The sequence below is a fragment of the Klebsiella sp. P1927 genome, from assembly GCF_018204675.1.
Lineage (GTDB): Bacteria > Pseudomonadota > Gammaproteobacteria > Enterobacterales > Enterobacteriaceae > Klebsiella > Klebsiella pneumoniae.
The window spans coordinates 3,783,335-3,807,064 of record NZ_CP073377.1; the positions used below are offsets into that span (position 1 = coordinate 3,783,335).

General features: G+C 58.1%; 23 protein-coding genes. 10 read left to right on the top strand and 13 right to left on the bottom strand.

Annotation, left to right across the window (positions count from 1 at the left end; genetic code table 11):
- Positions 1-4: 4 nt before the first annotated feature.
- A complete protein-coding gene (locus KB892_RS19090; RefSeq protein WP_002892704.1) occupies positions 5-1,183 on the bottom strand; it encodes a M20 aminoacylase family protein in 1,179 nt (392 codons plus the stop codon).
- A 215-nt stretch (positions 1,184-1,398) separates the two neighbouring features.
- Positions 1,399-1,536: a hypothetical protein gene (locus tag KB892_RS19095; RefSeq protein ID WP_004217907.1), complete on the bottom strand. Its 138-nt coding sequence runs from the start codon at positions 1,534-1,536 to the stop codon at positions 1,399-1,401.
- On the opposite strand from KB892_RS19095, the gene KB892_RS19100 reads away from it, so the two are divergent.
- Entirely contained in the window at positions 1,499-1,624 is a 126-nt protein-coding gene (locus KB892_RS19100) for a hypothetical protein (RefSeq protein ID WP_002892703.1), read from the top strand. The genes KB892_RS19095 and KB892_RS19100 overlap by 38 nt on opposite strands.
- 64 nt (positions 1,625-1,688) lie before the next feature.
- On the opposite strand, the gene KB892_RS19105 is transcribed toward KB892_RS19100, so the two are convergent.
- Together KB892_RS19105 and KB892_RS19110 are read right to left on the bottom strand one after the other, a co-directional pair.
- Entirely contained in the window at positions 1,689-2,144 is a 456-nt protein-coding gene (locus KB892_RS19105) for an RcnB family protein (protein WP_002892701.1), read from the bottom strand.
- 168 nt (positions 2,145-2,312) lie between these two features.
- Positions 2,313-2,702 (bottom strand): hypothetical protein, encoded by a 390-nt coding sequence (locus KB892_RS19110; protein WP_002892699.1) that lies wholly within the window; start codon positions 2,700-2,702, stop codon positions 2,313-2,315.
- A gap of 271 nt (positions 2,703-2,973) precedes the next feature.
- Here KB892_RS19110 and KB892_RS19115 point away from each other — a divergent pair, with 271 nt between their 5' ends.
- The 3 genes from KB892_RS19115 to KB892_RS19125 all read left to right on the top strand — a co-directional run bounded on the left by KB892_RS19115 (position 2,974) and on the right by KB892_RS19125 (position 5,976).
- On the top strand, positions 2,974-4,092 hold the full coding sequence (locus KB892_RS19115) for an ABC transporter substrate-binding protein (RefSeq protein WP_004151804.1): 1,119 nt from the start codon (positions 2,974-2,976) through the stop codon (positions 4,090-4,092).
- Between the two features lie 61 nt (positions 4,093-4,153).
- Entirely contained in the window at positions 4,154-5,182 is a 1,029-nt protein-coding gene (locus tag KB892_RS19120; RefSeq protein ID WP_004217904.1) for a FecCD family ABC transporter permease, read from the top strand.
- Positions 5,179-5,976, top strand: coding sequence for an ABC transporter ATP-binding protein (locus KB892_RS19125; RefSeq protein ID WP_002892698.1), 798 nt, complete (start codon positions 5,179-5,181; stop codon positions 5,974-5,976). The genes KB892_RS19120 and KB892_RS19125 overlap by 4 nt, the downstream gene beginning before the upstream one ends.
- 40 nt (positions 5,977-6,016) lie before the next feature.
- Here KB892_RS19125 and KB892_RS19130 read toward each other — a convergent pair whose 3' ends face one another.
- The 3 genes from KB892_RS19130 to KB892_RS19140 form a co-directional block, all read right to left on the bottom strand.
- On the bottom strand, positions 6,017-7,159 hold the full coding sequence (locus KB892_RS19130; RefSeq protein ID WP_002892697.1) for an HlyD family secretion protein: 1,143 nt from the start codon (positions 7,157-7,159) through the stop codon (positions 6,017-6,019).
- Positions 7,159-7,503 carry a DUF3302 domain-containing protein gene (locus KB892_RS19135; protein ID WP_002892695.1) on the bottom strand — a complete coding sequence of 115 codons (345 nt, stop codon included), beginning with the start codon at positions 7,501-7,503 and terminating at the stop codon, positions 7,159-7,161. Before KB892_RS19135 ends, KB892_RS19130 begins: the two co-directional genes overlap by 1 nt.
- 135 nt (positions 7,504-7,638) lie before the next feature.
- Positions 7,639-8,280, bottom strand: coding sequence for a helix-turn-helix domain-containing protein (locus tag KB892_RS19140; RefSeq protein WP_004151802.1), 642 nt, complete (start codon positions 8,278-8,280; stop codon positions 7,639-7,641).
- Between the two features lie 238 nt (positions 8,281-8,518).
- Between KB892_RS19140 and KB892_RS19145 the strand changes: the two genes are divergently transcribed.
- From KB892_RS19145 to KB892_RS19160, 4 genes are all read left to right on the top strand, one after another.
- Entirely contained in the window at positions 8,519-9,442 is a 924-nt protein-coding gene (locus KB892_RS19145) for an aminoimidazole riboside kinase (RefSeq protein ID WP_004151801.1), read from the top strand.
- 164 nt (positions 9,443-9,606) lie between these two features.
- Positions 9,607-11,124, top strand: a complete 1,518-nt coding sequence (locus tag KB892_RS19150) for a carbohydrate porin (protein ID WP_004147437.1) — start codon at positions 9,607-9,609, stop codon at positions 11,122-11,124.
- Between the two features lie 104 nt (positions 11,125-11,228).
- Positions 11,229-12,599 (top strand): sucrose-specific PTS transporter subunit IIBC, encoded by a 1,371-nt coding sequence (locus KB892_RS19155; protein WP_002892640.1) that lies wholly within the window; start codon positions 11,229-11,231, stop codon positions 12,597-12,599.
- Complete coding sequence (locus tag KB892_RS19160; RefSeq protein WP_004199626.1) at positions 12,599-13,999, top strand: sucrose-6-phosphate hydrolase; 1,401 nt, start codon at positions 12,599-12,601, stop codon at positions 13,997-13,999. Before KB892_RS19155 ends, KB892_RS19160 begins: the two co-directional genes overlap by 1 nt.
- A gap of 261 nt (positions 14,000-14,260) precedes the next feature.
- On the opposite strand, the gene KB892_RS19165 is transcribed toward KB892_RS19160, so the two are convergent.
- On the bottom strand, positions 14,261-15,523 hold the full coding sequence (locus KB892_RS19165; RefSeq protein WP_000608644.1) for an IS1380-like element ISEcp1 family transposase: 1,263 nt from the start codon (positions 15,521-15,523) through the stop codon (positions 14,261-14,263).
- A 187-nt stretch (positions 15,524-15,710) separates the two neighbouring features.
- Here KB892_RS19165 and KB892_RS19170 point away from each other — a divergent pair, with 187 nt between their 5' ends.
- Positions 15,711-16,694 carry a LacI family DNA-binding transcriptional regulator gene (locus KB892_RS19170; RefSeq protein WP_096753170.1) on the top strand — a complete coding sequence of 328 codons (984 nt, stop codon included), beginning with the start codon at positions 15,711-15,713 and terminating at the stop codon, positions 16,692-16,694.
- A 47-nt stretch (positions 16,695-16,741) separates the two neighbouring features.
- Here the strand turns inward: KB892_RS19170 and KB892_RS19175 are convergent, their stop codons facing one another.
- From KB892_RS19175 to KB892_RS19195, 5 genes are all read right to left on the bottom strand, one after another.
- On the bottom strand, positions 16,742-17,350 hold the full coding sequence (locus tag KB892_RS19175; protein WP_004151798.1) for a hypothetical protein: 609 nt from the start codon (positions 17,348-17,350) through the stop codon (positions 16,742-16,744).
- A 183-nt stretch (positions 17,351-17,533) separates the two neighbouring features.
- A complete protein-coding gene (locus KB892_RS19180; protein WP_170932064.1) occupies positions 17,534-18,556 on the bottom strand; it encodes an ABC transporter permease in 1,023 nt (340 codons plus the stop codon).
- Positions 18,557-18,575: 19 nt separating this feature from the next.
- Complete coding sequence (locus tag KB892_RS19185; RefSeq protein WP_004142660.1) at positions 18,576-20,060, bottom strand: sugar ABC transporter ATP-binding protein; 1,485 nt, start codon at positions 20,058-20,060, stop codon at positions 18,576-18,578.
- Between the two features lie 32 nt (positions 20,061-20,092).
- Positions 20,093-21,016 carry a sugar ABC transporter substrate-binding protein gene (locus KB892_RS19190; RefSeq protein ID WP_002892597.1) on the bottom strand — a complete coding sequence of 308 codons (924 nt, stop codon included), beginning with the start codon at positions 21,014-21,016 and terminating at the stop codon, positions 20,093-20,095.
- 429 nt (positions 21,017-21,445) lie between these two features.
- Positions 21,446-22,465 carry a LacI family DNA-binding transcriptional regulator gene (locus tag KB892_RS19195; protein ID WP_004151797.1) on the bottom strand — a complete coding sequence of 340 codons (1,020 nt, stop codon included), beginning with the start codon at positions 22,463-22,465 and terminating at the stop codon, positions 21,446-21,448.
- 101 nt (positions 22,466-22,566) lie between these two features.
- On the opposite strand from KB892_RS19195, the gene KB892_RS19200 reads away from it, so the two are divergent.
- Positions 22,567-23,574, top strand: coding sequence for a Gfo/Idh/MocA family oxidoreductase (locus tag KB892_RS19200; protein WP_002892558.1), 1,008 nt, complete (start codon positions 22,567-22,569; stop codon positions 23,572-23,574).
- The last annotated feature ends 156 nt before the right edge of the window (positions 23,575-23,730 follow it).

Here is a 23,730-nt window from a genome sequence, read left to right on the forward strand (position 1 = left end):
GAGATTAGCGACAGTGTTTTTCCACCAGACGGGCGAACAGCGTCGCGCCGATGGTGATAATGTCATCGTTAAAGTCGTAGCCGGGGTTGTGCACCATGCAACCGCCCTTCTCCCCTTTCTCGCCATTGCCGAGCAGGAAGTAGCTGCCCGGGCGTTCGCGCAGCATAAAAGCGAAATCCTCGCTGGCGTTCATCGGCGAGACCGACTCCAGGACCCCTTCGCGGCCAAACACCTCCAGCGCCAGCGCCCGGGCGAAATCGGTCTCTTCAGGACTGTTGGTTAATACCGGATAGGAGTCGTAAACCTCCACTACGCTGCTGGCGCCATAGCTTTTGGCGGTAAAGTCAGCGAGCTCGTGAATACGCTTGATCAGCAGGTCGCGGATTTCCTGCTTCATCGCCCGCACGCTCAGCTCCATCACCGCGCTCTCCGGAATGACGTTGGAGGCGATACCGGCCTGGAAGGTGCCGACGCTGACCACTGCCGTTTCCCCCGGCGGCACGTTGCGCGCCACAATGCTCTGCAGGGCCATCACCAGCGCCGCACCGGCGACGATCGGGTCGACGGTGCGCTCGGGGTGGGCGCCGTGGCCGCCGTAGCCGGTAATCGTGATTTTGACGGTGTCCGCCGAGGCCATGAAGTTGCCGGCGTAGAAGCCCAGCTTGCCTACAGGCAGGCCTGGCATGTTGTGCAAGCCAAAGATGCGTTCGCAGGGGAACTGCTCGAACAGGCCGTCTTTAATCATTAAATCCGCGCCGCCGATAGCCTCTTCCGCCGGCTGAAAAATCAGATGCACCGTGCCGTTGAACTGACAGGCCGGCGAGGCGATATATTTCGCCGCCGCCAGCAGAATGGTGGTGTGACCGTCATGGCCGCAGGCGTGCATTTTTCCTGGCGCCGTGCTGGCCCAGGGTAAACCGGTGGTTTCCTCGATCGGCAGGGCATCCATATCGGCGCGTAAACCGATGGTGCGCGGAGAATCGCCTTTGCTCAGGCTGCCGACCACGCCGGTCTTGCCGAGACCGCGCGTCACCTGATAGCCCCATTCCGTCAGCTTGCTGGCGACCAGTTCGCTGGTATTAAACTCTTCAAGACTTAATTCCGGATTGGCATGTAAATAATGACGGATAGAAATCATTTCCGCTTCCGTCGCTTTAATTTCTGGAATTACATAATCACTCATGCCGCTCTCCGGGAAATAAATTAAGGACTTATCACGGTATCGCGATGAAAAGTTTATGCAAGCAGCATTTCTAATACCTGGAATGGACGCATCTTATTTAATAATTCACTCATCACAGCGCAATGAATAATAAAAATAGTGCAATTAAAAAATAAAAGTTTATTTTTTTGAGGATTTCCAGTTATTTACCCTACCGTGCACGGCCACATCCAGCGTTATATAAAATAAACGGGCAGGCAATTACAGAGGCTTTTCCTTCTCGCAATCGTTGCGCTGGCGGGCTGCAGCGCGCCGATCGCCGCCGCTTCCAGCGGCGTGGCGTCAGATACCGCCTCGTTGTCCTCGAAGGTCAACGTTTATCATCTGACCGAAAAAGAACTGTCCACCCAGGCAACGATCAATGGTTATAAATACTGGCCGGATGCTGCGCTGGATCCGTAGCTTTCCGCGAGTGCGCCATCGCCGGATCAGGCTTTTCCTGACCCGGCGTCGCGGAGCAGCGCATTTAGTGGCCGAGGGCGCCGCTCACCAGAATCGAGGTGATGATCCCGGTCGCCGCGGCGATCAGCACATAGTTACCGTCGATATAGGACCAGTGATGGCCTTCCGGCGGGGGCGGCAGGCCGCGGTCGCTCCAGTCGCGGACGCGATATTCATCGCCACGGAACGGCGCCGGAGCCGGGTGGCCTTTGCGGAAATCGTTCCCGCGCCAGGCGAAATGGTCCTGCTCATGACGTGCCAGATCGCGTTTGTCATGGCCGTCGCGATCCGGGCCACGCTGGTCATGGTCGCCCTGATGATGCGCGTCAGGTCCGCCCTGCGGTGCATGCCCGTCATGGTCCGGACCGTTCTGCCACACCGTGGGTTGCCCCGGACGATGGCCGTCGTTCGGGCCATCGGCAAAGGCCGGGACGCTCAGCACACAGGATAAAATTACTGCCAGAGAAATCATCTTTTTCATGGTACACCTCCTGATTCAGCTCCTTTGTACCGGGCAAATGTGAAGAAAGAGTGAGTAACTGGTTAACCAGGACGATTCCTGGCATCGGCAGTCGGGAAGAGGTTGTGCTGATGGCGGGGCAATAAAAAAGGCCGCTTTCGCGACCTTTATTCAGACAGGTTAAAGGACTTATTCAGTCACTTTATTTTTTAATTCTTCGGCGCCGGTTTTGGTTTTATCCCAGCCCTTTTCCGCACCGGATTTGGTAGCGTTCCAGCCTTTTTCACTGACCTCTTTGGTCTTATCCCACCCCTTCTCGGTGCCTTCTTTGGTCTTGTTCCAGGTTTTCTGCGCGCCTTCGCTCACCTGGCTGCCGACGCTGTCCTGCTTGCCTTCGGCGGCGTGTTTCGCCTTCAGCTGCTGCTCTTCGCCCTCGTGCTGGGCCTGATGCAGCTTCTCTTTAGCGGTGTTGGCGTTGGCATTCGCCGCCGCGACGGTATCATCTGTTGCATGTGTTGTCGCAGCAAAAACCGGAGCCGCAACCAGAATAGCCGATAACGCAATCATTGCTTTTTTCATAATATCCTCTCTCACGTGTCGTGTTATGAGTCGCATTCAGGATGGCACAACGAACCGGGGATGACATTAGGAATTAGCCTGAAAAACGTCTTCGACCTCCAGCCATGGCAGAAAATGCTGCCGCCGCGCGCGCCCTGTCGGCGTTGGCATAATTTCCAACATGTTTGTTACATTTTATGAAATTTGCCCTTGATATACTTGCCGTTGACGTTTACTCGAGAATAATTCTCAGAATCATTATATTTATAAATTGGCAAACGGAACTCATTTTATGGCAAGAAAATCAGTAAGATCGCTGTTACTTACTGCGCTGCTCGCGACGCCCCTCCTCAGCTATGCAACCCAATATCCCCTGACGGTCACGGACCTTGACGGCCGGCAGGTCACCCTCGCCAAAGAGCCGCAGCGTATTATTTTGCAGGATGGTCGCGACATTATGACCCTCGCCCTGCTGGACCGGGACAATCCGTTTAAACGGCTGGTGGCATGGAATAATCTGGCGAAAAAGCAGGATGTTGCCACCTGGCAGATGCTGAAAACGACGTGGCCCCAGTCGGCCACGATCCTTGACATGGGCTTCAGCGATAAAGGGAACGTCGATCTTGAAAGCGTCATCGCCCGTCAGCCGGATCTGATGATCGCCCAGCTGCGCGCCAGGCCAGCGCTGATGGAGAGCGGCGTCATCGACAAGCTCAGCGCCCTGCACGTTCCGGTGCTGTTTGTCGACTATGAGATCGCCCCGGCGAAAGATACCGCCCCCAGCATCGACCTGCTGGGCAAAGTCCTTAACCGCGAGAGCCAGGCCAAAGCCTTTACCGATTACTATCGTCAGCAGCTGCAGTCGATTCGCCAGAAGACCGCGACCATCACGCCGAAGGCCAACGTCTTCGTGGAAGCGCTGGCCGGCAACAGCGACGCCTGCTGCTTTACCCACGGCCACAGCGGCTGGGGCGGGCTGGTGGAGGCGGTCGGGGCGAACAATATCGGTTCGCAGCTGCTGCCGGGCGCCTCCGGGTTCGTTTCGCTGGAGAAAATCATCAGCATGAAGCCCGACGCCTGGATCATGACCGGCTCGAAGCGCGGCAACAGCCAGGTGTTGCCCCTGGGTTATGCGGTTAAGCCAGAGGCGGTGAAGGCCCAGGCGCAGACGCTGCTGGCGCGGCCTGGGGTCAGCCAGATCCCGGCGGTACAGGAAAAGCGGGCCTATGGCGTTTATCACCACTTCTATAACCACCCGTGGAATATTGTCGGCATGGAATACCTGGCGAAAGATATCTACCCGCAGGCCTTCGGCGATCTCAACCCGGATGAGACGTACCATTATATCGTGCGCCATTTCACCGACCTGCCGGACCAACCGTTCGTCTTCTCCTGGCAGCAGAGCGAGTAAATACAGCATGCGTTTAACCTCCGACTCCGTGCTCGACGGGCTGCCCGCCGGGACCTCTGGCATGATGAATGATTATCGCCGTATCGTGCGTCGCCGTCTGCTGCTGATCCTCCTGCTGGCGCTGTTGATTGTCGCGTCGCTGCTGCTCGATTTTATGCTCGGCCCCTCCGGTCTGCCGCTGCAGAGCCTGTGGCAGACGTTAACCGATCCGGCCAGCGCCGATCCGGGCACGCGCGCCATCGTCTGGGATATCCGCCTGCCCTATGCGGTGATGGCGATTATCGTCGGTCTGGCGCTGGGACTGGCCGGCGCCGAAATGCAGACCATCCTCAATAACCCGCTGGCCAGCCCGTTTACCCTCGGCGTCTCCTCGGCTGCGGCGTTTGGCGCCGCGCTGGCGATTGTGCTCGGTATTGGCCTGCCCGGTATTCCCGGCCAGTGGTTTATCTCGGCCAACGCCTTTATCTTCGCCCTGCTGGCGGCCCTGCTGCTGGACGGCATCACCCGCTGGACCCAGGTGGCCACCTCCGGCGTCATTCTGTTCGGCATCGCGCTGGTCTTTACCTTTAACGCTCTGGTCTCGATGCTGCAGTTCATCGCCAACGAAGACACGCTGCAGGGGCTGGTGTTCTGGACCATGGGCAGCATCGATCGCGCCTCCTGGAGCAAAGTCGCCATCCTGCTGGTCGCCCTGGCGCTGGTGATGCCCCTGTCGCTGCGCAGCGCGTGGAAGCTGACCGCCCTGCGGTTGGGCGAGGACCGGGCCATCAGCTTTGGCATTAACGTTCGCCGTCTGCGCCTGACCACGCTGCTGCGGATCAGCATTCTGTCAGCGCTTTCGGTGGCCTTTGTCGGGCCAATCGGCTTTATCGGCCTGGTGGCGCCGCATATTGCGCGGATGCTCTTCGGCGAAGACCATCGCTTTTACCTGCCCGCCAGCGCGCTGATCGGCGCCCTGGTGCTCTCCCTGGCCTCCATCGCCTCGAAAAACCTGATCCCGGGGGCCATTATTCCGGTGGGGATCGTCACTTCCCTGGTCGGGGTCCCGTTCTTTTTGAGCATCATTTTACGTCATCGGGGGCAGGTATGAGCGACCAGACATTATCCGGGCTGTCGCTGTCTCACTTCAGCGCCGGCTACCCCAGACGCAAGGTGATCGAGAACCTGACGGTTCCCCATCTGCCGCGAGGGAAAATCACCGCGCTGCTGGGGCCAAACGGCAGCGGTAAATCAACGTTAATGCGGGCGATGGCGGGTCTGGGCCCCTGCCGCGGCGAGCTGCTGCTGGAGGGGGAAAATCTGCTGACGCAGCCGTTCTCACGTCGCGCAGAGCAGGTGGTCTATCTTCCGCAGACGCTGCCCGCCGGCGTGCATCTGCATGTGCTGGAGTCGATTATCGTTGCCCAGCGCGCCGCCGGAGGACGCCACAGTCCGCAGCGCCAGGAGGAAGTGATGGCGCTGCTGCGACAGCTGGGGATTGCCCATCTGGCGATGAGCTACCTCGATCAGCTCTCCGGCGGGCAAAAGCAGCTGGTGGGTCTCGCCCAGTCGCTGATCCGCCAGCCGCGCCTGCTGCTGCTCGACGAACCGCTCAGCGCCCTTGACCTCAACTACCAGTTTCACGTGATGGATCTGGTGCGCCGGGAGACCCGGCGGCGCAACATCGTGACCCTGGTGGTGGTGCACGACATCAATATTGCCCTGCGTCACGCCGACCACGTGCTGATGCTCAAGGCGGGCCAGCTGCTCGGCGACGGCACCCCGGCCGCGGTCATCACCCCCGAGACTCTGGCGGCCGTCTATGGGGTGCGCGGGCGTATTGAACCCTGTTCGCAGGGGGTGCGGCAGGTGATTATTGACGGCCTGGTGGACAGCGAGGCCTGACCGCGGCGCGGGGCGGTTCGTCCGCCCCGCGCCCGCCGGCTTAGTGATCGAGATAGATATAGTTTTCCCAGCTTTTCATACGGATCAGGATCTTCCTGATCAGCGACAGCTCTTTCAGATGATCCGAGTAGACCGCCGCCTCGAGGGTGGCCCCCTGCGGCAGAGCGTATTCGGCAAAACGCGGATCGGTCACCTTCAGCACCACCAGCGCCCGGCCATGGGTATTGAGCGCGTCTGTGGTCAGCAGTTTGCCCTGCCCCTGGAACTGGCTCTCGCCAATCGCCGGCAGCACGTCGGCCACTTCTCCGCGAAAGACGGTGCCCGGGATAGCCGGAAACATCAGCTCCGCGGGCTCGCCTTTGTGCAGACGCTGCAGGGCGTTCTGGCGAAATGCCGCGACGTACTCCCGCGAGGCGGCGCCCTCCACCGGCACAAAGGTCATCAGCGGGATCATCCCCAGCGCAGTGGACATGGTGCCCGGCCGTAAGCCGACGGTACTGACATAGCCATCCTCCGGGGCGCGGACGACGGTGTTCTCCAGCTGAAACTGCGCCTTTTGCAGCTGCGCCAGCAGGGAGGCCACGGTGGTGTTTTTGCCCTTCACCACCGAGTCCAGCGCATTACGCGCCTGAACCACCTTTGCCTGAGCCGCGCTGACGCTGGCTTCATCGGCTTTCCACGTCTGCAGACGGGTATCAACCATTTGATCGGAGAAGGCGCCCTGGGCATGGCCCTCCCGATAGCGGGCATACTCTCGCCGCGACTGGTCACGCTGGGCCACCGCTCTGCTCAGCTCGGCCTGCGCCTGGCTTAACGCCGCGTTTAAGGAGAGCGCATCCTGACTGGCAGCTTTTATCTGCGCCTGCAGATCGTCCACTTTCGCCTGGAACGGCGTCGGGTCGAGGGTAAACAGCACATCGCCCTTATGCAGCATCTGGTTAGGCTTCACCGGTACGCTCTGCACCCGGCCGCGTACCTGCGACACAATCGGCACGGTGCGAAACACCTGGTTACCGACGTCGGTATAAGGGAAGTTGTAGTTCATCCCGAAGATCACCGCGCCAATCAGGGCGATACCGCCGAGCACCGCCGTCGGCACGGTCCACTTATTGAGCGGGATGCGAAAAACTTTAAACACCACGATGCATAGCGCGGCGTAGGTCAGCAACATTAACGTTTCCATTATTTTGCCTCCTTCGCTTTCAGAACGTCCACCTCGCGCTGGACCTGTTCCAGCTGCTGGACCACCGTTTCCAGACGCTGATGCAGCGCCTGCTGCTCGTCGGCAATGTGGCGCATCCCCCATCCGCGGTCTTCGCGCCACAGCGTCGCCCAGATCCATAACAAGGGCCACAGCGCGTGGAGGGTAAATAAGCTGACCCAACCGGCATAATGAATCGCATCCTGATGAGGATGACGCCGCTCTTTGGCGATTTCATAAGGAATATCGTGAATAACAATCACGCCATAAAAAAGTATTAAGGCCACGGCGATCAGAATGGCCAGCGCCACATAGTCCAGGGTCATAAAATAACTCCAGAGTGCAAGGTTAAATAAATAAAACAGCCAGATTCAGGCGTAACGGGGCCGGGGGAAAAAGCGCGCTTAGCGCTTTCCCTGGCGGTAATAGCAACGTGATGGCGTGAATCTGCCGAATCGGATTTAGAATTTCTCAGGAATATGACGGTCGATGGAGATCAGCTTGCCTTTTTTCACCGTGATATATCCCCCCTCGCGCAGCGCGGCCAGCACCTGGTACACATAGCTGCGCGAGAGATTGGTTCGTTTAATAATAAATGCCGACAGGCTCTCATGCTGACCCCCATCAATTTCGCCGCGATATAAATAGCGCGACAGCATCGATTTAATGGTCTGAAAGCTGGTCTGGCTGCCGCGTTCATAGTGGGCATCAAGGGCAAATATGCCCATATAGGCCAGGATCGTGGTCAGCTCTTGCATATAGCCCGGCGACGAATGAAAGAATATTCGCTCAAAATCGCTGGCGGTTATTTTCGCCAGCTGGCACTCGCCCAGACACTGATAATAGAGCGCGACCGACGGACAATAATGTTCCAGTAATCCTAACGGCATATGCGCGATAACAATCCCGACCAGGTTCTGCTCATCGCCAAAGGCCAATGTCATTTGCCCCTGCAGCAGAAAGTAGAGATAGCCCGGCTGCGGAATAAAGCCCTGGTCTTTGCCCAAACTCAGCGTTTCACTGCAGGCGATCACCGCCGGCAGATGCGTAGTCAGCGTCAGCTTCTGGTACCGATCGTAAATATCGCCAAAACTGGGGTTCATCGCGCTACGCACTCCTTTACCTTTGGCCACCGCGGCGGGGCTAACCGCGACCTGGTGAACTATACCTAAGCGGGTGGGGAAGGAAAAGTCCAGATCTGGAGTGGCGAAATATTCCGCCTGGCTCACATTTTTTACCCTCGCCTCCCTGTTTCGTGACCCAATCGTTCCGCTTACCGGTGGGCTGTGCTTTAATGAGCTAAACCGGTTTAATAAAGTTTAGCTTAGAGGAGCTTGTCGTATGAATGGAAAAATCTGGGTACTCGGCGATGCGGTCGTCGATCTCCTGCCCGATGGAGAGGGCCGCCTGCTGCAATGCCCCGGCGGCGCGCCGGCCAACGTGGCGGTCGGTGTGGCGCGGCTCGGCGGTGACAGCGGGTTTATCGGCCGCGTCGGCGACGATCCCTTCGGCCGTTTTATGCTTCACACCCTGGCGCAGGAGCAAGTGGATGTGAACTATATGCGCCTCGATGCGGCGCAGCGCACCTCCACGGTGGTGGTCGATCTCGATAGCCACGGGGAGCGCACCTTTACCTTTATGGTCCGTCCGAGCGCCGACCTGTTCCTTCAGCCCGAGGATCTCCCGCCGTTTGCCGCCGGTCAGTGGCTGCACGTCTGCTCCATCGCTCTCAGCGCGGAGCCGAGCCGCAGCACGACATTCGCGGCGATGGAGGCGATAAAGCGCGCCGGGGGCTATGTCAGCTTCGACCCCAATATCCGCAGCGACCTGTGGCAGGATCCGCAGGACCTTCGCGACTGTCTCGACCGGGCGCTGGCCCTCGCCGACGCCATAAAACTTTCGGAAGAGGAGCTGGCGTTTATCATCGGCAGCGACGACATCGTCAGCGGCATCGCCCGGCTGAACGCCCGCTTCCAGCCGACGCTACTGCTGGTGACCCAGGGTAAAGCGGGGGTACAGGCCGCCCTGCGCGGGCAGGTTAGCCACTTCCCTGCCCGCCCGGTGGTGGCCGTCGATACCACCGGCGCCGGCGATGCCTTTGTCGCCGGGCTACTCGCCGGCCTCGCCGCCCACGGTATCCCGGACAACCTCGCAGCCCTGGCTCCCGACCTCGCGCTGGCGCAAACCTGCGGCGCGCTGGCCACCACCGCCAAAGGCGCCATGACCGCCCTGCCCTACAGGGACGATCTTCAGCGCTCGCTGTGATCCCCTTGGGCCGGTTAACGGCCCACTTTGCTGGCGACATCACAATTCTTAAACCGGTTTAGCAATTTTTATTTTCACCGCGTTACCGACATGTTTACCATATCAACTAAACCGGTTTAGCAAACATTAGCACACTCACTGATTTACCTTTGGATGTCACCAACATGTATAAAAAACGGAAGTTAGCCATTCTTATTGCTTTGCTAACCGGCACCGCCGCCGCCCATGGGCAGACAGACCTGAACAGCATTGAAGCGCGTCTCGCCGCCCTGGAAAAACGCCTGCAGGACGCCGAGACCCGCGCCAGCACTGCCGAAAGCCGCGCCGCCTCAGCGGAGCAGAAAGTTCAGCAGTTAACCCAGCAGCAGCAGCAAACCCAGGCCACCACCCAGCAGGTGGCCAGGCGCACCACTCAACTGGAAGAAAAAGCCGAACGGCCCGGCGGCTTTGAGTTCCACGGCTATGCGCGTTCCGGGGTGATCATGAACGACTCGGCCGCCAGTACCAAATCCGGCGCTTATATGACCCCCGCCGGGGAGACCGGCGGCGCCATTGGTCGCCTGGGCAACCAGGCCGACACCTATGTGGAAATGAACCTCGAACATAAACAGACCCTGGACAACGGGGCGACCACCCGTTTCAAAGTGATGGTGGCCGACGGACAGACCACTTATAACGACTGGACGGCAAGCAGCAGCGATCTGAACGTGCGCCAGGCGTTCGTCGAGCTGGGCAACCTGCCGACCTTCGAAGGCCCGTTCAAAGGCTCGACCCTGTGGGCCGGGAAACGCTTTGACCGCGACAACTTCGACATCCACTGGATTGACTCGGATGTGGTGTTCCTCGCCGGGACCGGCGGCGGGATCTACGACGTGAAATGGAACGACAGCCTGCGCAGCAACTTCTCGTTATACGGCCGCAACTTTGGCGATATCGCCGACAGCAGCAACAGCGTGCAGAACTATATCGTCAGCATGAATAACTTTGCCGGCCCGGTGCAGATGATGGTCAGCGGGATGCGGGCGAAAGATAATGACGACCGCCAGGACGCGAACGGCAATCTGGTGAAAGGCGATGCCGCTAACACCGGGGTTCATGCCCTGCTGGGCCTGCACAATGAGAGCTTCTATGGCCTGCGCGACGGGACCAGCAAAACGGCCCTGCTGTACGGCCACGGGCTGGGCGCCGAGGTTAAAGGCATCGGCTCCGACGGCGCGCTGCGCCCGGGGGCCAATACCTGGCGCTTCGCCAGCTATGGCACCACGCCGCTGAGCGATCGCTGGTTTATTGCCCCGGCCGTGCTGGCGCAGAGCAGTAAAGATCGTTATGTCGATGGCGACAGCTATCAGTGGGCCACCCTCAACCTGCGTCTGATTCAGGAAGTGACGCAGAACTTCGCCCTCGCCTGGGAGGGCAGCTATCAGTACATGGATCTGCAGCCTGAAGGCTACAACGATCGCCATGCGGTCAATGGCAGCTTCTACAAGCTGACCTTCGCCCCGACCTTCAAGGTGGGCAGCATCGGCGACTTCTTCTCGCGGCCGGAGATCCGCTTCTATACATCGTGGATGGACTGGAGCAAAAAACTGGACAACTACGCCAACGATGACGCGTTAGGCAGCAACGGATTCAAATCGGGCGGCGAATGGTCGTTCGGTATGCAAATGGAGACCTGGTTCTGACGGCCACCGGGGCGACAGGGTAAATAACACATAAATATAAGGTTCGCGGCGCCTGCCACGGCTGGCGCCGCCCACGCCATATCATCATGCATTTAGAGGGTACTATGGATTTTGAACAGATTTCCCGCTCACTGCTTCCCCTGCTGGGCGGCAAGGAAAATATCGCCAGCGCCGCGCACTGCGCCACCCGCCTGCGGCTGGTGCTGGTCGACGACGCGCTCGCCGATCAGCAGGCGATTGGCAAAATCGACGGGGTGAAAGGCTGCTTTCGCAATGCCGGACAGATGCAGATCATCTTCGGCACCGGGGTGGTCAATAAAGTCTATGCCGCCTTTATCCAGGCCGCAGGCATCAGCGAATCGAGCAAATCCGAAGCCGCCGACCTGGCGGCGAAAAAGCTGAACCCGTTCCAGCGCATCGCCCGCCTGCTGTCCAACATCTTCGTGCCGATTATTCCGGCCATCGTCGCCTCCGGCCTGCTGATGGGCCTGCTGGGGATGGTGAAAACCTACGGTTGGGTCGACCCGAGCAACGCTCTCTATATCATGCTGGATATGTGCAGTTCGGCGGCGTTTATCATTCTGCCGATCCTGATCGGCTTTACCGCCGCACGCGAATTTGGCGGTAACCCCTATCTGGGCGCGACCCTCGGCGGGATCCTCACCCATCCGGCGCTGACCAACGCCTGGGGCGTCGCCGCCGGCTTCCATACCATGAATTTCTTCGGCATCGAAGTGGCGATGATCGGTTACCAGGGCACCGTCTTCCCGGTGCTGCTGGCGGTGTGGTTTATGAGCATGGTCGAGAAGCGGCTGCGCCGCGTGATCCCTGACGCGCTGGACCTGATCCTCACTCCGTTCCTGACGGTGATTATCTCCGGCTTTATCGCCCTGCTGCTGATCGGCCCGGCCGGTCGCGCGCTCGGCGACGGCATTTCGTTTATCCTCAGCACGCTTATCAGCCACGCCGGCTGGCTGGCGGGCCTGCTGTTCGGCGGCCTCTATTCGGTGATCGTCATTACCGGTATCCATCACAGCTTCCATGCCATCGAAGCCGGACTGCTGGGCAACCCATCGATTGGCGTCAACTTCCTGCTGCCGATCTGGGCGATGGCCAACGTCGCCCAGGGCGGCGCCTGCTTTGCGGTGTGGTTTAAAACCAAAGATGCCAAAATAAAAGCCATCACCCTGCCGTCGGCGTTTTCGGCGATGCTGGGGATCACCGAGGCGGCAATCTTCGGGATTAACCTGCGCTTTGTGAAACCGTTTATCGCCGCGCTGGTGGGCGGTGCCGCCGGCGGCGCCTGGGTGGTGTCGATGCACGTCTACATGACCGCGGTAGGCCTGACGGCGATCCCGGGGATGGCTATCGTGCAGGCCAGCTCGCTGCTGAACTACATTATCGGAATGGCGATCGCCTTCGCCGTGGCCTTCGCGCTCTCTCTGACGCTGAAATACAAAACGGACGCTGAATAATGTCATTACCGTCACGTCTGCCTGCGATCCTGCAGGCCGTTATGCAGGGCCAGCCGCAGGCGCTGGCCGACAGCCATTATCCGCAATGGCATCTGGCGCCGGTCAACGGACTGCTGAACGATCCTAACGGCTTTTGCCAGGTCGCCGGGCGTTACCACCTGTTTTATCAGTGGAACCCGCTCGCCTGCGACCATACCTATAAGTGCTGGGGACACTGGAGCTCTGCCGATCTGCTGCACTGGCGGCACGAACCTATCGCCCTGATGCCGGATGAAGAGTATGACCGCAACGGCTGCTACTCTGGCAGCGCGGTCGAGTTCGAGGGTGCCCTGACTCTGTGCTACACCGGCAACGTGAAATTCCCCGACGGCGGGCGCACCGCCTGGCAATGTCTGGCGACCGAGAATGCCGATGGCACCTTCCGCAAGCTGGGGCCGGTGCTGCCGCTGCCAGAAGGCTATACCGGCCATGTGCGCGACCCTAAAGTGTGGCGGCAGGACGGGCGCTGGTACATGGTTCTTGGGGCGCAGGATGTGCAACAGCGCGGCAAAGTGCTGCTGTTTACCGCCAGCGACCTGCGGGAGTGGCGCCTGGTGGGCGAGATCGCCGGGCACGACGTGAACGGCCTGGCGAACGCCGGCTACATGTGGGAGTGCCCGGATCTCTTTCCGCTGGCGGACACCCACCTGCTGATCTGCTGCCCGCAGGGGCTGGCCCGCGAAGCGCAGCGCTTTCTCAATACCTATCCGGCGGTGTGGATGGCAGGCCGCTTCGACGCCGAACGCGGGATCTTCGACCACGGCCCGCTGCACGAGCTGGACAGCGGATTTGAGTTCTACGCGCCGCAGACCATGCAGGCCGACGATGGCCGCCGCCTGCTGGTCGGCTGGATGGGCGTCCCCGACGGGGACGAGATGCATCAGCCCACCCGCGCGCAGGGCTGGATCCATCAGATGACCTGCGTGCGTGAGCTGGAGTGGCAGGCTGGCACTCTGTATCAGCGTCCGCTGCGCGAGCTGGTCGCCCTGCGCGGGGAAGCCCAGGGCTGGTGCGGACAGACCCTGCCCCTCGCCCCGATGGAGCTGGCCTTTGACATCGCCCCCAACAGCACGCTGGGGCTGGACTTTGCCGGCGCCCTGCAGCTCACCGTCAATCGCGACGGTCTGCGTCTGTCGCGCCGCGGCCTGCAGACGGCGGAGATGCATCACCGCTACTGGCGCGGCGAGGCGCGCCGCCTGCGGATCTTTATCGACCGCTCCAGCGTAGAGATTTTCATCAACGATGGCGAAGGGGTGATGAGCAGCCGCTTCTTCCCGGGCTATCCGGGGCAGCTCATCTTCAGCGGTGCGACGCCGGTGGCATTCTGCCGCTGGCTGCTGCGGCCATGCATGGTAGAATAAGCGTTTTGCTTTCAGGCTCCCGGGTGCTGATGAAAACCAAACGCGTAACTATCACCTAAATTCCACGTGTGTTTTTTATTAGCTTCAAAAATCACTATTTCACGAAGAATTTAGACTGCTTCTCACACATTGTAACATTATTTACAACCACCTTTCAATCATTTTTGATAAATCATTGATTTCATCTTTGCTGCAATGATACTTAATAAACTCTGCAAGTTATCCACAGAGCAACACTCAATTTTATTGATGATATTCTTATTATACCAGACATTTTTCATACACTCCCTTGTACGGATAGTTTTCCGACAACTTCATGATTACATATCTTGCGGTTTTGATTATTTTTGCTGCAAGAAATACATACTTCAAACGAAAGGTCTTTATTTGCTGTCTGTATTCTGAAGAGTCCAAGGAATCAAACTTGAACAACAAAAATAGGTTATATGAAAGCATCATCATTTGAAACACGGCTTCATTCGCCCAAAATGACTTTAGCAAGAGATGACCCACCGCCATGTCGTATTTGGCTTCTTTGATATAGTTTTCAGCATTACCACGCTTTTCATAGTATATAACTACTTTTTCAGAAAGCAAGGTAGTATTTGTTACAAAGAAAAAGTAGTCGTATTCGGAACCTTCTAAAAGTGATAATTGTGCTCTTTCTTTTTCTGGTTTCAGTACGCGAGATACGACAAATCTTCTGTCTTTTTCCCATTTAACTAATTTTGTATACAGTTCTGTAGTTTCTCTACCTTCTTCTCCTTTAACGAATACAATTGATGAATTCGTTGCTTGTGAGGTGAGTGTAGAATAACTTTTGGCTTTAATTAAATATTTGCATCCAAGAGATTCTATCGTTTCGATAATTTTTTCATCAAAGTAGCCACTATCCATTCGAAATAAAATTTCTAAATCGTCTGATTTGATGTTAGCAACAATTTCTTTGATCATTTCCGCAGCACCGTTTGCAGTGTAAGTATTGCCACTTCTTACAAATCCGGTAACATATGCTTTTAATTCGTCGCAAAATGCAAATTGGATATTGTAGCATCGGTTTCCCAGTTTCTTAGGATTATATCCTTTTGACGCACCTTCTTGATGACCTTCTACGTTAATTACACTACTATCAATATCAATCGTAATGGATGTCAATTTACTTTTAGTGAGCAGTTTTTTAAAGACTTTAAAATTAATGTCTCTAAACATTTGGGTTGTCTTGAAGTTGAAGTTTCCTAGAAACCGTGACACTGTTTCAGGTTCTTTTACGGAAATATCAAACTCGTTGACGAGGGGATCATTTTGAAGTAGCTTTAGACGTTCTAACTTATCAATGCCAATGAAGTGACCGCAGAGCATGGTCTTTATATGATTCATCTTGATTTTATTTGTTGAGTCATTATCAAATACGAGGTCATTTTCAATAAAATCAAAAATCCCATTGCTTTTTGCATTCTCAAGGAGCAGAAAAAGACCTGCATTTGATGTTAGATTCTTAGCTTTGAAATCAATTTTATTAATCATAATTAGAACCCCTTTTTACTACTTTTCTTACTATTATTTTACCATATATCGAGTCATAAAAGCTGATAATTTAACATATTTTTGAGCACTTTTCTTTCACCCAATGGGTGAAAGCTGAATTTCGAAGGAATGCATATTTATCAAGGCTTTGATTATGCTTTTTGAAGTACTGACGTAGAATCTAGGTATCAAAGATATCGCCGAACTGGCGGGCGTCTCCAAAGCGACCGCCAGCCTGGTACTCAACGGTCGTGGTAAAGAGCTGCGCGTGGCGCAGGAGACGCGCGAGCGCGTACTGGCGATCGCTCGCGAACAGCACTATCAGCCGAGCATTCACGCGCGCTCGCTGCGCGATAACCGCAGCCATACCATTGGTCTGGTGGTGCCGGAGATCACCAACTACGGGTTTGCCGTTTTCTCCCACGAGCTTGAGACGCTCTGCCGGGAAGCCGGCGTGCAGCTGCTTATCTCCTGCACCGACGAAAACCCAGGCCAGGAGAGCGTGGTGGTCAATAACATGATCGCCCGCCAGGTCGACGGCCTGATAGTCGCCTCTTGTATGCACAGCGATGCCGACTATCAGAAACTCAGCGAACAGCTGCCGGTGGTGCTGTTTGACCGCTTCCCCAGCGACAGCGCCCTGCCGCTGGTGATGACCGACTCGGTCACCCCAACGGCCGAGCTGATCTCCCGTATCGCGCCTCAGCATGCGGACGAGTTCTGGTTTCTCGGCGGCCAGCCGCGGCTGTCGCCGTCGCGCGACCGGCTGGCGGGGTTCACCCAGGGCCTGGCCCAGGCGGGGATCACGCTGCGCCCTGAGTGGGTGATCAACGGCAACTACCACCCCAGCTCCGGCTATGAGATGTTCGCGGCGCTCTGCGCGCGGCTGGGGCGTCCGCCGAAGGCGCTCTTCACCGCGGCCTGCGGGCTGCTCGAAGGGGTGCTGCGCTATATGAGCCAGCATCATCTGCTGGATTCCAATATTCATCTCGCCAGCTTCGACGATCACTATCTGTATGATTCGCTTTCCCTGCGCATTGATACCGTGCAGCAGGATAATCGCCAGCTGGCCTGGCACTGCTACGATCTGCTCAGCCAGCTGATCGACGGTCAGGCCCCGGAGCCGCTTCAGCGCTACCTGCCCGCCACCCTGCAGATTCGCCATCCCTGACGGCGCGGTTGGCAATTAGCGTTTTCGCCTGGCGCGCGCCGCCTGCCTCAGCGCCAGCAGCGCGCTGGCGAGCACCCGCCAAGGCCGATCGTTACCGGCCAGCGGTAAGCCACCAGCAACGAGGGCAATCCACCATCCGGCGCCAGCATCACCAGATTCCAGCCCGCCAGCCCCGCGTTGCCGTTCAGCGCCCGGCTTAACATCCTTTGATGCGGGGCGAATGGCTGAATGGTCTGGTAGTGGCTGCCGAACAGCGGGGGCTGCATCTCTCGCGGGAACTGCGCCTGCACTTGGGCCAGCACGCTGGCCGGCAGCGCGTGCGATGCCGCCAGCAGATGCCCGTCGCCATTCACCAGCAGCAGCTGATAATGCCGCTCCTGGGCGAGGGTCTGGAGAGCGGCGCGCATCGCCGCCAGCGGCCAGGTCGCTTCCCGCTGCGGCGCCGGAATGTTCATCCGCCGCTCAAGGCGTTCCGCCACCCACTGCGCATCCTCCTCCAGCTGGCGGATCTGCCTCTCACGGAAAACCTCTCTGGCCGGCAAATTCATGCCCCGACCGAGCGCCAGGATCGCCAGCCCCGCGAGCAGCGTGACGATAAGGCCCCTTTTTCCCGCTAGCCAGCGCGGCGAGAATTTGCCAAAGGATGGTGTATTCATACGACTCCAGAAACCGCAGGCCACGCGTGGCCCCTGACGAATGGGCAACGGAAGTGGCGAAACTGTACAGGATGCGCAGCGCGGGCAAAACAGACAGGCGGAGCCTGGCGGGGAGTATTTTGTTTATTTCTGGACAGGACGGGCGGCAACGGCATCCTTCGCCGTTGCCGCCCGTTGATAAGATTAGTGTTTTTTCCGGTTGCGACGCATATCGATGGTTACCGCCGCAACGATAATGATGCCTTTAATAATATCCTGCACATAGGCATCGACGCCGACAAAGCTAAAACCGCTTTTGATCAGGCCAAGGATCATCGCGCCAATCAGGGTGCCGGTAATGCGCCCCACTCCGCCCATTAAGCTGCTGCCGCCGATCACCGCGGCGGCAATAGCGTCCAGCTCGTAGGACATCCCCATGCTCGACTGGCCGCTGCTGACGCGCGCCGCCAGCACCACCCCCGCCAGCCCGGAGAGCGCCCCGGCGATGGTGTAGACGATCACCAGATATTTATTCACATTGATGCCGGACACTTTGGCCGAGGTCATGTTGCCGCCGATGGCATACACATATTTGCCATACCGGGTATGCTTCAGCGCAATGTGAAACACGGCGGCGATCACGAAGAAGATAATCACCGGCATCGCACCCTGGCCTATCGCCGTAAAGCTGTCGGAGAGGAAGCTGATCGGGTTGCCCTGAGTGTAATACTGCGCCAGACCGCGCGCCGAAACCATCATCCCGAGGGTGGCGATAAACGGCGGGATACCGGTCCGCGTCACCAGGAAACCGTTGGTCAGGCCGCACAGCAGGCCGACGCCGATCCCCGCGCAAATGGGGATCACCGCCGGCAGGTTGACCAGCGCCGGGAACATTGGCGACAGGCTATCGGAGGTTTGCGCCAGGCTGGCCGCCACCACCGCCGCAAGGGCAATAACCGAGCCGGAGGAGAGGTCAATCCCGGTGGTGATGATCACCTGGGTGACGCCCACGGCGATGATGCCGATAATCGCCACCTGCAGCACAATCAGCACCAGCCGGTTGGTATTGAGCAGGAACGACTGGTCGCGAACATACCAGCCGGCGATTTCAAAGGTCAGGGCAATCACCAGCATCACCACAAAGATGCCGGTATCTTTCGGCATTTTATGCCGCAAATTAGCGAAGAAGGAGGAACCCTCGCTGGCCGGAGCCGCCGTTAATTTCATATTACTCATTCTCTGTGCCTCAATGGGATGCCAACGACAAAATGGTTTCCTGGTCGGCTTCGTCTTTTTCCAGGATGCCGGTGATACGACCTTCATGCATCACCATGACCCGATCGCTCATGCCAAGGATTTCCGGCAGTTCAGAGGAGACCATAATCACCGCCACCCCCCGATTCGCCAGTTCACTGATAAGATGATAAATCTCCGCCTTCGCCCCGACGTCGATACCGCGGGTCGGCTCATCGAGAATTAAGATTTTCGGTTGCGCTAACAGCCAGCGCGCAATCAGGACTTTTTGCTGATTCCCCCCGCTGAGGTTATTAATAATTTGATCCATCGTCGGCGTTTTAATATTGAGCCGGCGTATTTGCTCCATGCAGTCTTCGGCCATTTTCACGTGCTGGACAAAACCGCTCTTGCCGATATATTCCGGCATTTTGACGATACTCATATTTTCCAGCACCGACAGCACCAGAAACAGGCCCGACTTTTTCCGGTCTTCGGTTAATAATGCCATCCCCTTTTCAATCGCCACGGAGGGGGAATCGATGGTCACCGGCGCCCCGTCGATCAGCACTTCGCCGCTGTCGAAGCGCTCCATACCGAACAGGCTTTCCATCACCTCGCTGCGCCCGGCGCCCACCAGCCCGGCCACGCCCAGGATTTCGCCACGGCGTACGCTAAAGCTGACGTCATGGAACACGCCCTGACGCGTCAGGTTGCGCACCGTCAGCACCTCTTCGCCGATGGTGTTATTAAATTTCGGAAACAGCTGGGTTAATTCGCGGCCCACCATCTGGGTGATCAGCGACTGCCGGGTAAATTCGGTGGTGTTTTTGCTCCCTACCCAGGTGCCGTCGCGAAAGACGCTGATCTCATCGGTGATGGCAAAGATCTCATCCATTTTGTGGCTGATATAGATGATCGCTTTACCCTGGGCGCGCAGGTCGCGGATGATGGTGAACAGGTGAGCCACCTCGCCTTCGGTCAGCGCCGAGGTGGGCTCATCCATGATCACGATATCCGCGTTCCATGAAACCGCTTTGGCAATCTCCACCATCTGCTGGGCGGCGATGCTCAGGTCGCCCACCAGCCGGTCAGCGGTTAAGCGGATATTGAGCTTATCCAGCAGCGCCTGGGTCTGGCGGGTCAGCTGGCCGTGGTCGACAAAGCCGTATTTCATCGGCTCGCGCCCCAGCCAGATATTCTCCGCCACCGTCATATGCGGCACCAGATTGAGCTCCTGGTGGATCATCGAGATCCCCGAGCGCAGCGCATCCATGGTGTCGGTAAACTCCACCGGCTCCCCTTTCACGCGAATCGACCCTTTATCGGGGCGATAGATACCGATCAGGCATTTCATCAGCGTGGATTTACCGGCGCCGTTCTCGCCCATCAGGGCATGCACCGTTCCCGGACGCACGCGCAATGAGACATTATCGAGCGCCTTCACGCCGGGGAAGAACTTACTGATACCTTCGGCTTCAAGGGCAAAAGCGTTCATACATCCACCTCCGTACCACAGGTTGGCCAGGACTATTTCTGATTACGGTTGGTAAATTCAGCCATGTTCTCTTTGGTGATCAGCTGATACGGCACGTCGATGATTTTTTCCACTTTCTCGCCGTTCGCCAGCTTGATGGCCGCGTCTACTGCGCCTTCACCCTGGCCTTTCGCATCCTGGAAGATGGTGGCGATCATCTTGCCGCTCTTCAGCATCTGCAGGGCATCCGGGGTGCCATCCACGCCGGCGATGAGAATATGGTTCGGGTTTTTGCCCAGCGCCTGCAGGGCGCCGATCGCCATTTCATCGTTGTTGGAGGCGATGGCCTGGATATCCTCACCGCTGGTCATCCAGTTGCTGACCACATCCACTGCGTCATTGCGGGTAAATTTCGCGGTCTGCTTCTGGACGATTTTGATGTTCGGGTATTTCGCTACCACCTCTTCCACCCCTTTGGTGCGGTCGCGAGTGGATTCATTCGCCAGGTCGCCGAGCAGGATCGCCACATTGCCCTTACCGTTCATCGCTTTCGCCAGCGCTTCCATCTGCAGACGGCCGGCGAGAATGGAGTCCGATCCCACATAGGCCATCTTGTCGGTCAGCTCCGCCTGCGGACGGCGGTTCACAAACACCAGCGGGATCCCGGCTTTGGTGGCCTGATCCATGATCGGTTTCACCGCGTTGGTATCCACCGGGTTGACGATAATGGCGTCCACCCCCTGGCCGATAAAGTTCTGTACCTGCTGCAGCTGCTGGGAGACATCCCCTTTCGCGTCCTCGATCTGCGATTTAACGCCATCTTTTTTCATCTCTTTTTGCATCGAGGTACGCAGGATCGTCAGGAAGTTATCGTCAAACAGCGCCATCGAGACGCCAATGGAGACATCTTTTGCCATAACCACCGCAGGCAGCATGCAGGCTAACAAAGAGGCAACAATCGTTTTCTTAATATTCATAGTTGATCCTTGATTTTGTAGGTACGCCGGTGAATGAAACAAAATGAAAAATTAATTTCAGTTACGTTGCGACAAATGTCTGCTGGTATATCGACGACGCTGCGGCACCTCTCGCACTCCATCGTGATCTAAATCACAAATAACGGCTGTTTTATCATCACTATTTTGAAACATCAGTCCATTTACGCCGCAACCTGGATTTCAGACCATTTATTTCATTAACAAGACATTTGAAACTTTTATAAGTAAATAACTGAAATGAAAATTTTAAAACTATGCAGTAACAGAATTTTGACAGACATCTAACATTGCCGCATAAATGAGCGAAAAATGAGAAGCAGACAACGCTTTGAAGCGATCCCTCCCGGCGGGGTTGGCATTTACCCGCCGGGGAAATCCGTGTTGTCAGGAAGGGAGGCGCCGTACGCCTTAGTCCACGTTCTCGGCGCTGTAGAGGATAAAGTCGACTTTACCGTCGGCATAGGTTTGCGGCTGGTAGCCGGACTCCAGATGGCGCAGCATCAGGTCGATCGCCAGCTGGGCGTGCTGGCGGGTGTTCTGATCGAGCGTTAACGCCAGGCTGCCCTTCGCCAGCTGCTGCCGGGTGGTGTTGTAACGCTCATGGGTGATCCAGCAGACGTCGCCTTCGCGGCGGTGGCGGGCCAGCGCCTCGGCAATCTGGGTATTGCCAAGCCCGGTGTTATAGATCCCAACAATATTCCGGCTGCGGCACAGGGCTTGCTCCACCAGGCGGGTGATCTGCTCCCGCCGCTCCTCGCCCGCCAGCACGTCGCTGAGCTGCAGGTGGGGAAAGCGCTGGCTCAGCACCTCGCGGAACCCCTGAATGCGCAGGCGATGCGCGCTGTAATCTTGCCGGCCGCTGACCATCAGCACCTCGCCGGGCCGCGGCGTCATTCTCCCCAGCATTAACCCCGCCGTGCGGCCAGCCTGTAGCTGATTGATCCCCACGTGGCAGAGTCGGTCGGCGCCGGGCAGGTCCGTCGCCAGGGTGATCGCCGGGACGCCAGCCTCCCGGCAGCGGTGCAGCGCGTCGTGCACCGCGGGATGGTCATTGCCGAAGACGATGATCCCTTGACGCTGCTGGCAGCTGCGCGCAATGCGCCGGGCCAGCGTCGTTGGCTGCGACTCCGGGACAAAGGTGCGGTGCAAGGTCAGACGGCGATAGCCGAGGCTATCCGCCACGGCGGCAAAATCCTGCGCCAGCTGCGGAAAGAAGAACGAGTCATTGCTGCTGAGAAAGACCTCAATCTGCCAGGGAAAGCGGTGCTCCTCCGGCAGGATCCGCTTCAGCCCCGCCTCGCGCGCCGCCTGCAGCACTTTGCGCGTGGTCTGCGGCGATACGCCGCCGCGCTCGTTCAGCACCCGGTCAACGGTGGCCACGCCGACGCCAATCTGTCTGGCCAGCATCGCCAGTGAAATGTTTTTCATCGCCCCTCTCTTCATGATGGAAATCCATCAAAACGGCAGTGTCAGTGAGTTTAGCAAACCGATTATGGTGGCAGCGTCCCCTCGCCATTCTGGAGAAAAAAATGATCTGCAAACGTTTTGCCCTGGTAGGCAGTGGTTTTATCGGTCAGGTTCATGCCGCCAGTCTTGCTCGTCATGAAGGAAGTGCGTTGACGATGGTGGCCGATGCCGCCCCGGAGCGCGCCCAGGCGCTGGCCGCCCGCTATGGCGCCCGGGCGGTGACCGTGAGCGAGGCGATCCATAGCGACGCCATCGACGCGGTGCTGATCGCCAGTTCAACCCCGTCGCATGCCGAACTGCTGGAAGCCGCCGCCAGGGCGGGCAAGGCGGTCTATTGCGAAAAACCGATCGACCTCACCCTGGCGCGCGCCCGTGAGGTGGTGGAGCGGGTGCTCCCCCTGAACGTGCCGGTCACTGTCGGCTTTAACCGGCGCTTCGATAGCAGCCATCAGCAGCTCCGCCGCCAGCTGGAGCAAGGGCTGATCGGCCGGGTCGAGCTGGTGCAGATGGTCTGCCGCGCCTCCAGCATGCCGCCGCTCGACTATCTGCGCAGCTCCGGCGGCCAGATGCGCGATCAGGCGATCCACTTCTTCGATCTCCTGCGCTTTCTCACTGGCGATGAAGTGCGCACCGTAGCAGCGATGGGCGCGGCGCTGGCCCTGCCGGACATTGCCGAATTTGGCGATGTCGACACCTCCATCCTGATGATGCAGATGCGCGGCGGCGCGCTGGCGCAGCTGGACAATACCCGCCGCACCGGCCACGGGTACGATGAACGGATCACCCTGCTGGGCGCCGAAGGCGCGCTGGAGTCCGGTAGCCAGTCGCCGGCGGGCCCTACCCTGTGGCGCGGCAATCAGCGCATTGAGCCGGGCCTGTGGCCGGACTGGTTCAGCCGGGTACAGGGATCTTATTACCAGCATCTTGACGCCTTTATTCGCTCCCTGAATGGTGAAACCGTCGCCGACCTGCCCGGCCTGCTGGACGGCCTGCAGGCGCAGGCCATTGCCGAAGCGGCAGTTCAGTCCCTGCAGCATGGCCAGTTTGTCGCCGTCGACGACTGTCGCTGAGCGGGTGCGAGGCAACCGCTATCAGGCGCTGTACCTGCCTTTATGCCGGGCGGCGGCGATGCCTTGCCCGGCCTACAGAAGACAGGCATTCATACACCGTAATATCAATCGGTTGCATTGATATCCCAGGCCCGTGCAAGCGCAGCGCCGCCGGGC

What these genes read in the sequence shown, in the direction of transcription:
- KB892_RS19090 (WP_002892704.1), bottom strand. Translation starts at nt 1,183, where the DNA reads ATGAGTGATTATGTAATTCCAGAAATTAAAGCGACGGAAGCGGAAATG.
- KB892_RS19105 (WP_002892701.1), bottom strand. Translation starts at nt 2,144, where the DNA reads ATGAAAAAGATGATTTCTCTGGCAGTAATTTTATCCTGTGTGCTGAGC.
- KB892_RS19110 (WP_002892699.1), bottom strand. Translation starts at nt 2,702, where the DNA reads ATGAAAAAAGCAATGATTGCGTTATCGGCTATTCTGGTTGCGGCTCCG.
- KB892_RS19115 (WP_004151804.1), top strand. Translation starts at nt 2,974, where the DNA reads ATGGCAAGAAAATCAGTAAGATCGCTGTTACTTACTGCGCTGCTCGCG.
- KB892_RS19120 (WP_004217904.1), top strand. Translation starts at nt 4,154, where the DNA reads ATGATGAATGATTATCGCCGTATCGTGCGTCGCCGTCTGCTGCTGATC.
- KB892_RS19125 (WP_002892698.1), top strand. Translation starts at nt 5,179, where the DNA reads ATGAGCGACCAGACATTATCCGGGCTGTCGCTGTCTCACTTCAGCGCC.
- KB892_RS19130 (WP_002892697.1), bottom strand. Translation starts at nt 7,159, where the DNA reads ATGGAAACGTTAATGTTGCTGACCTACGCCGCGCTATGCATCGTGGTG.
- KB892_RS19135 (WP_002892695.1), bottom strand. Translation starts at nt 7,503, where the DNA reads ATGACCCTGGACTATGTGGCGCTGGCCATTCTGATCGCCGTGGCCTTA.
- KB892_RS19140 (WP_004151802.1), bottom strand. Translation starts at nt 8,280, where the DNA reads ATGAACCCCAGTTTTGGCGATATTTACGATCGGTACCAGAAGCTGACG.
- KB892_RS19145 (WP_004151801.1), top strand. Translation starts at nt 8,519, where the DNA reads ATGAATGGAAAAATCTGGGTACTCGGCGATGCGGTCGTCGATCTCCTG.
- KB892_RS19150 (WP_004147437.1), top strand. Translation starts at nt 9,607, where the DNA reads ATGTATAAAAAACGGAAGTTAGCCATTCTTATTGCTTTGCTAACCGGC.
- KB892_RS19155 (WP_002892640.1), top strand. Translation starts at nt 11,229, where the DNA reads ATGGATTTTGAACAGATTTCCCGCTCACTGCTTCCCCTGCTGGGCGGC.
- KB892_RS19160 (WP_004199626.1), top strand. Translation starts at nt 12,599, where the DNA reads ATGTCATTACCGTCACGTCTGCCTGCGATCCTGCAGGCCGTTATGCAG.
- KB892_RS19165 (WP_000608644.1), bottom strand. Translation starts at nt 15,523, where the DNA reads ATGATTAATAAAATTGATTTCAAAGCTAAGAATCTAACATCAAATGCA.
- KB892_RS19175 (WP_004151798.1), bottom strand. Translation starts at nt 17,350, where the DNA reads ATGAATACACCATCCTTTGGCAAATTCTCGCCGCGCTGGCTAGCGGGA.
- KB892_RS19180 (WP_170932064.1), bottom strand. Translation starts at nt 18,556, where the DNA reads ATGAAATTAACGGCGGCTCCGGCCAGCGAGGGTTCCTCCTTCTTCGCT.
- KB892_RS19185 (WP_004142660.1), bottom strand. Translation starts at nt 20,060, where the DNA reads ATGAACGCTTTTGCCCTTGAAGCCGAAGGTATCAGTAAGTTCTTCCCC.
- KB892_RS19190 (WP_002892597.1), bottom strand. Translation starts at nt 21,016, where the DNA reads ATGAATATTAAGAAAACGATTGTTGCCTCTTTGTTAGCCTGCATGCTG.
- KB892_RS19195 (WP_004151797.1), bottom strand. Translation starts at nt 22,465, where the DNA reads ATGAAAAACATTTCACTGGCGATGCTGGCCAGACAGATTGGCGTCGGC.
- KB892_RS19200 (WP_002892558.1), top strand. Translation starts at nt 22,567, where the DNA reads ATGATCTGCAAACGTTTTGCCCTGGTAGGCAGTGGTTTTATCGGTCAG.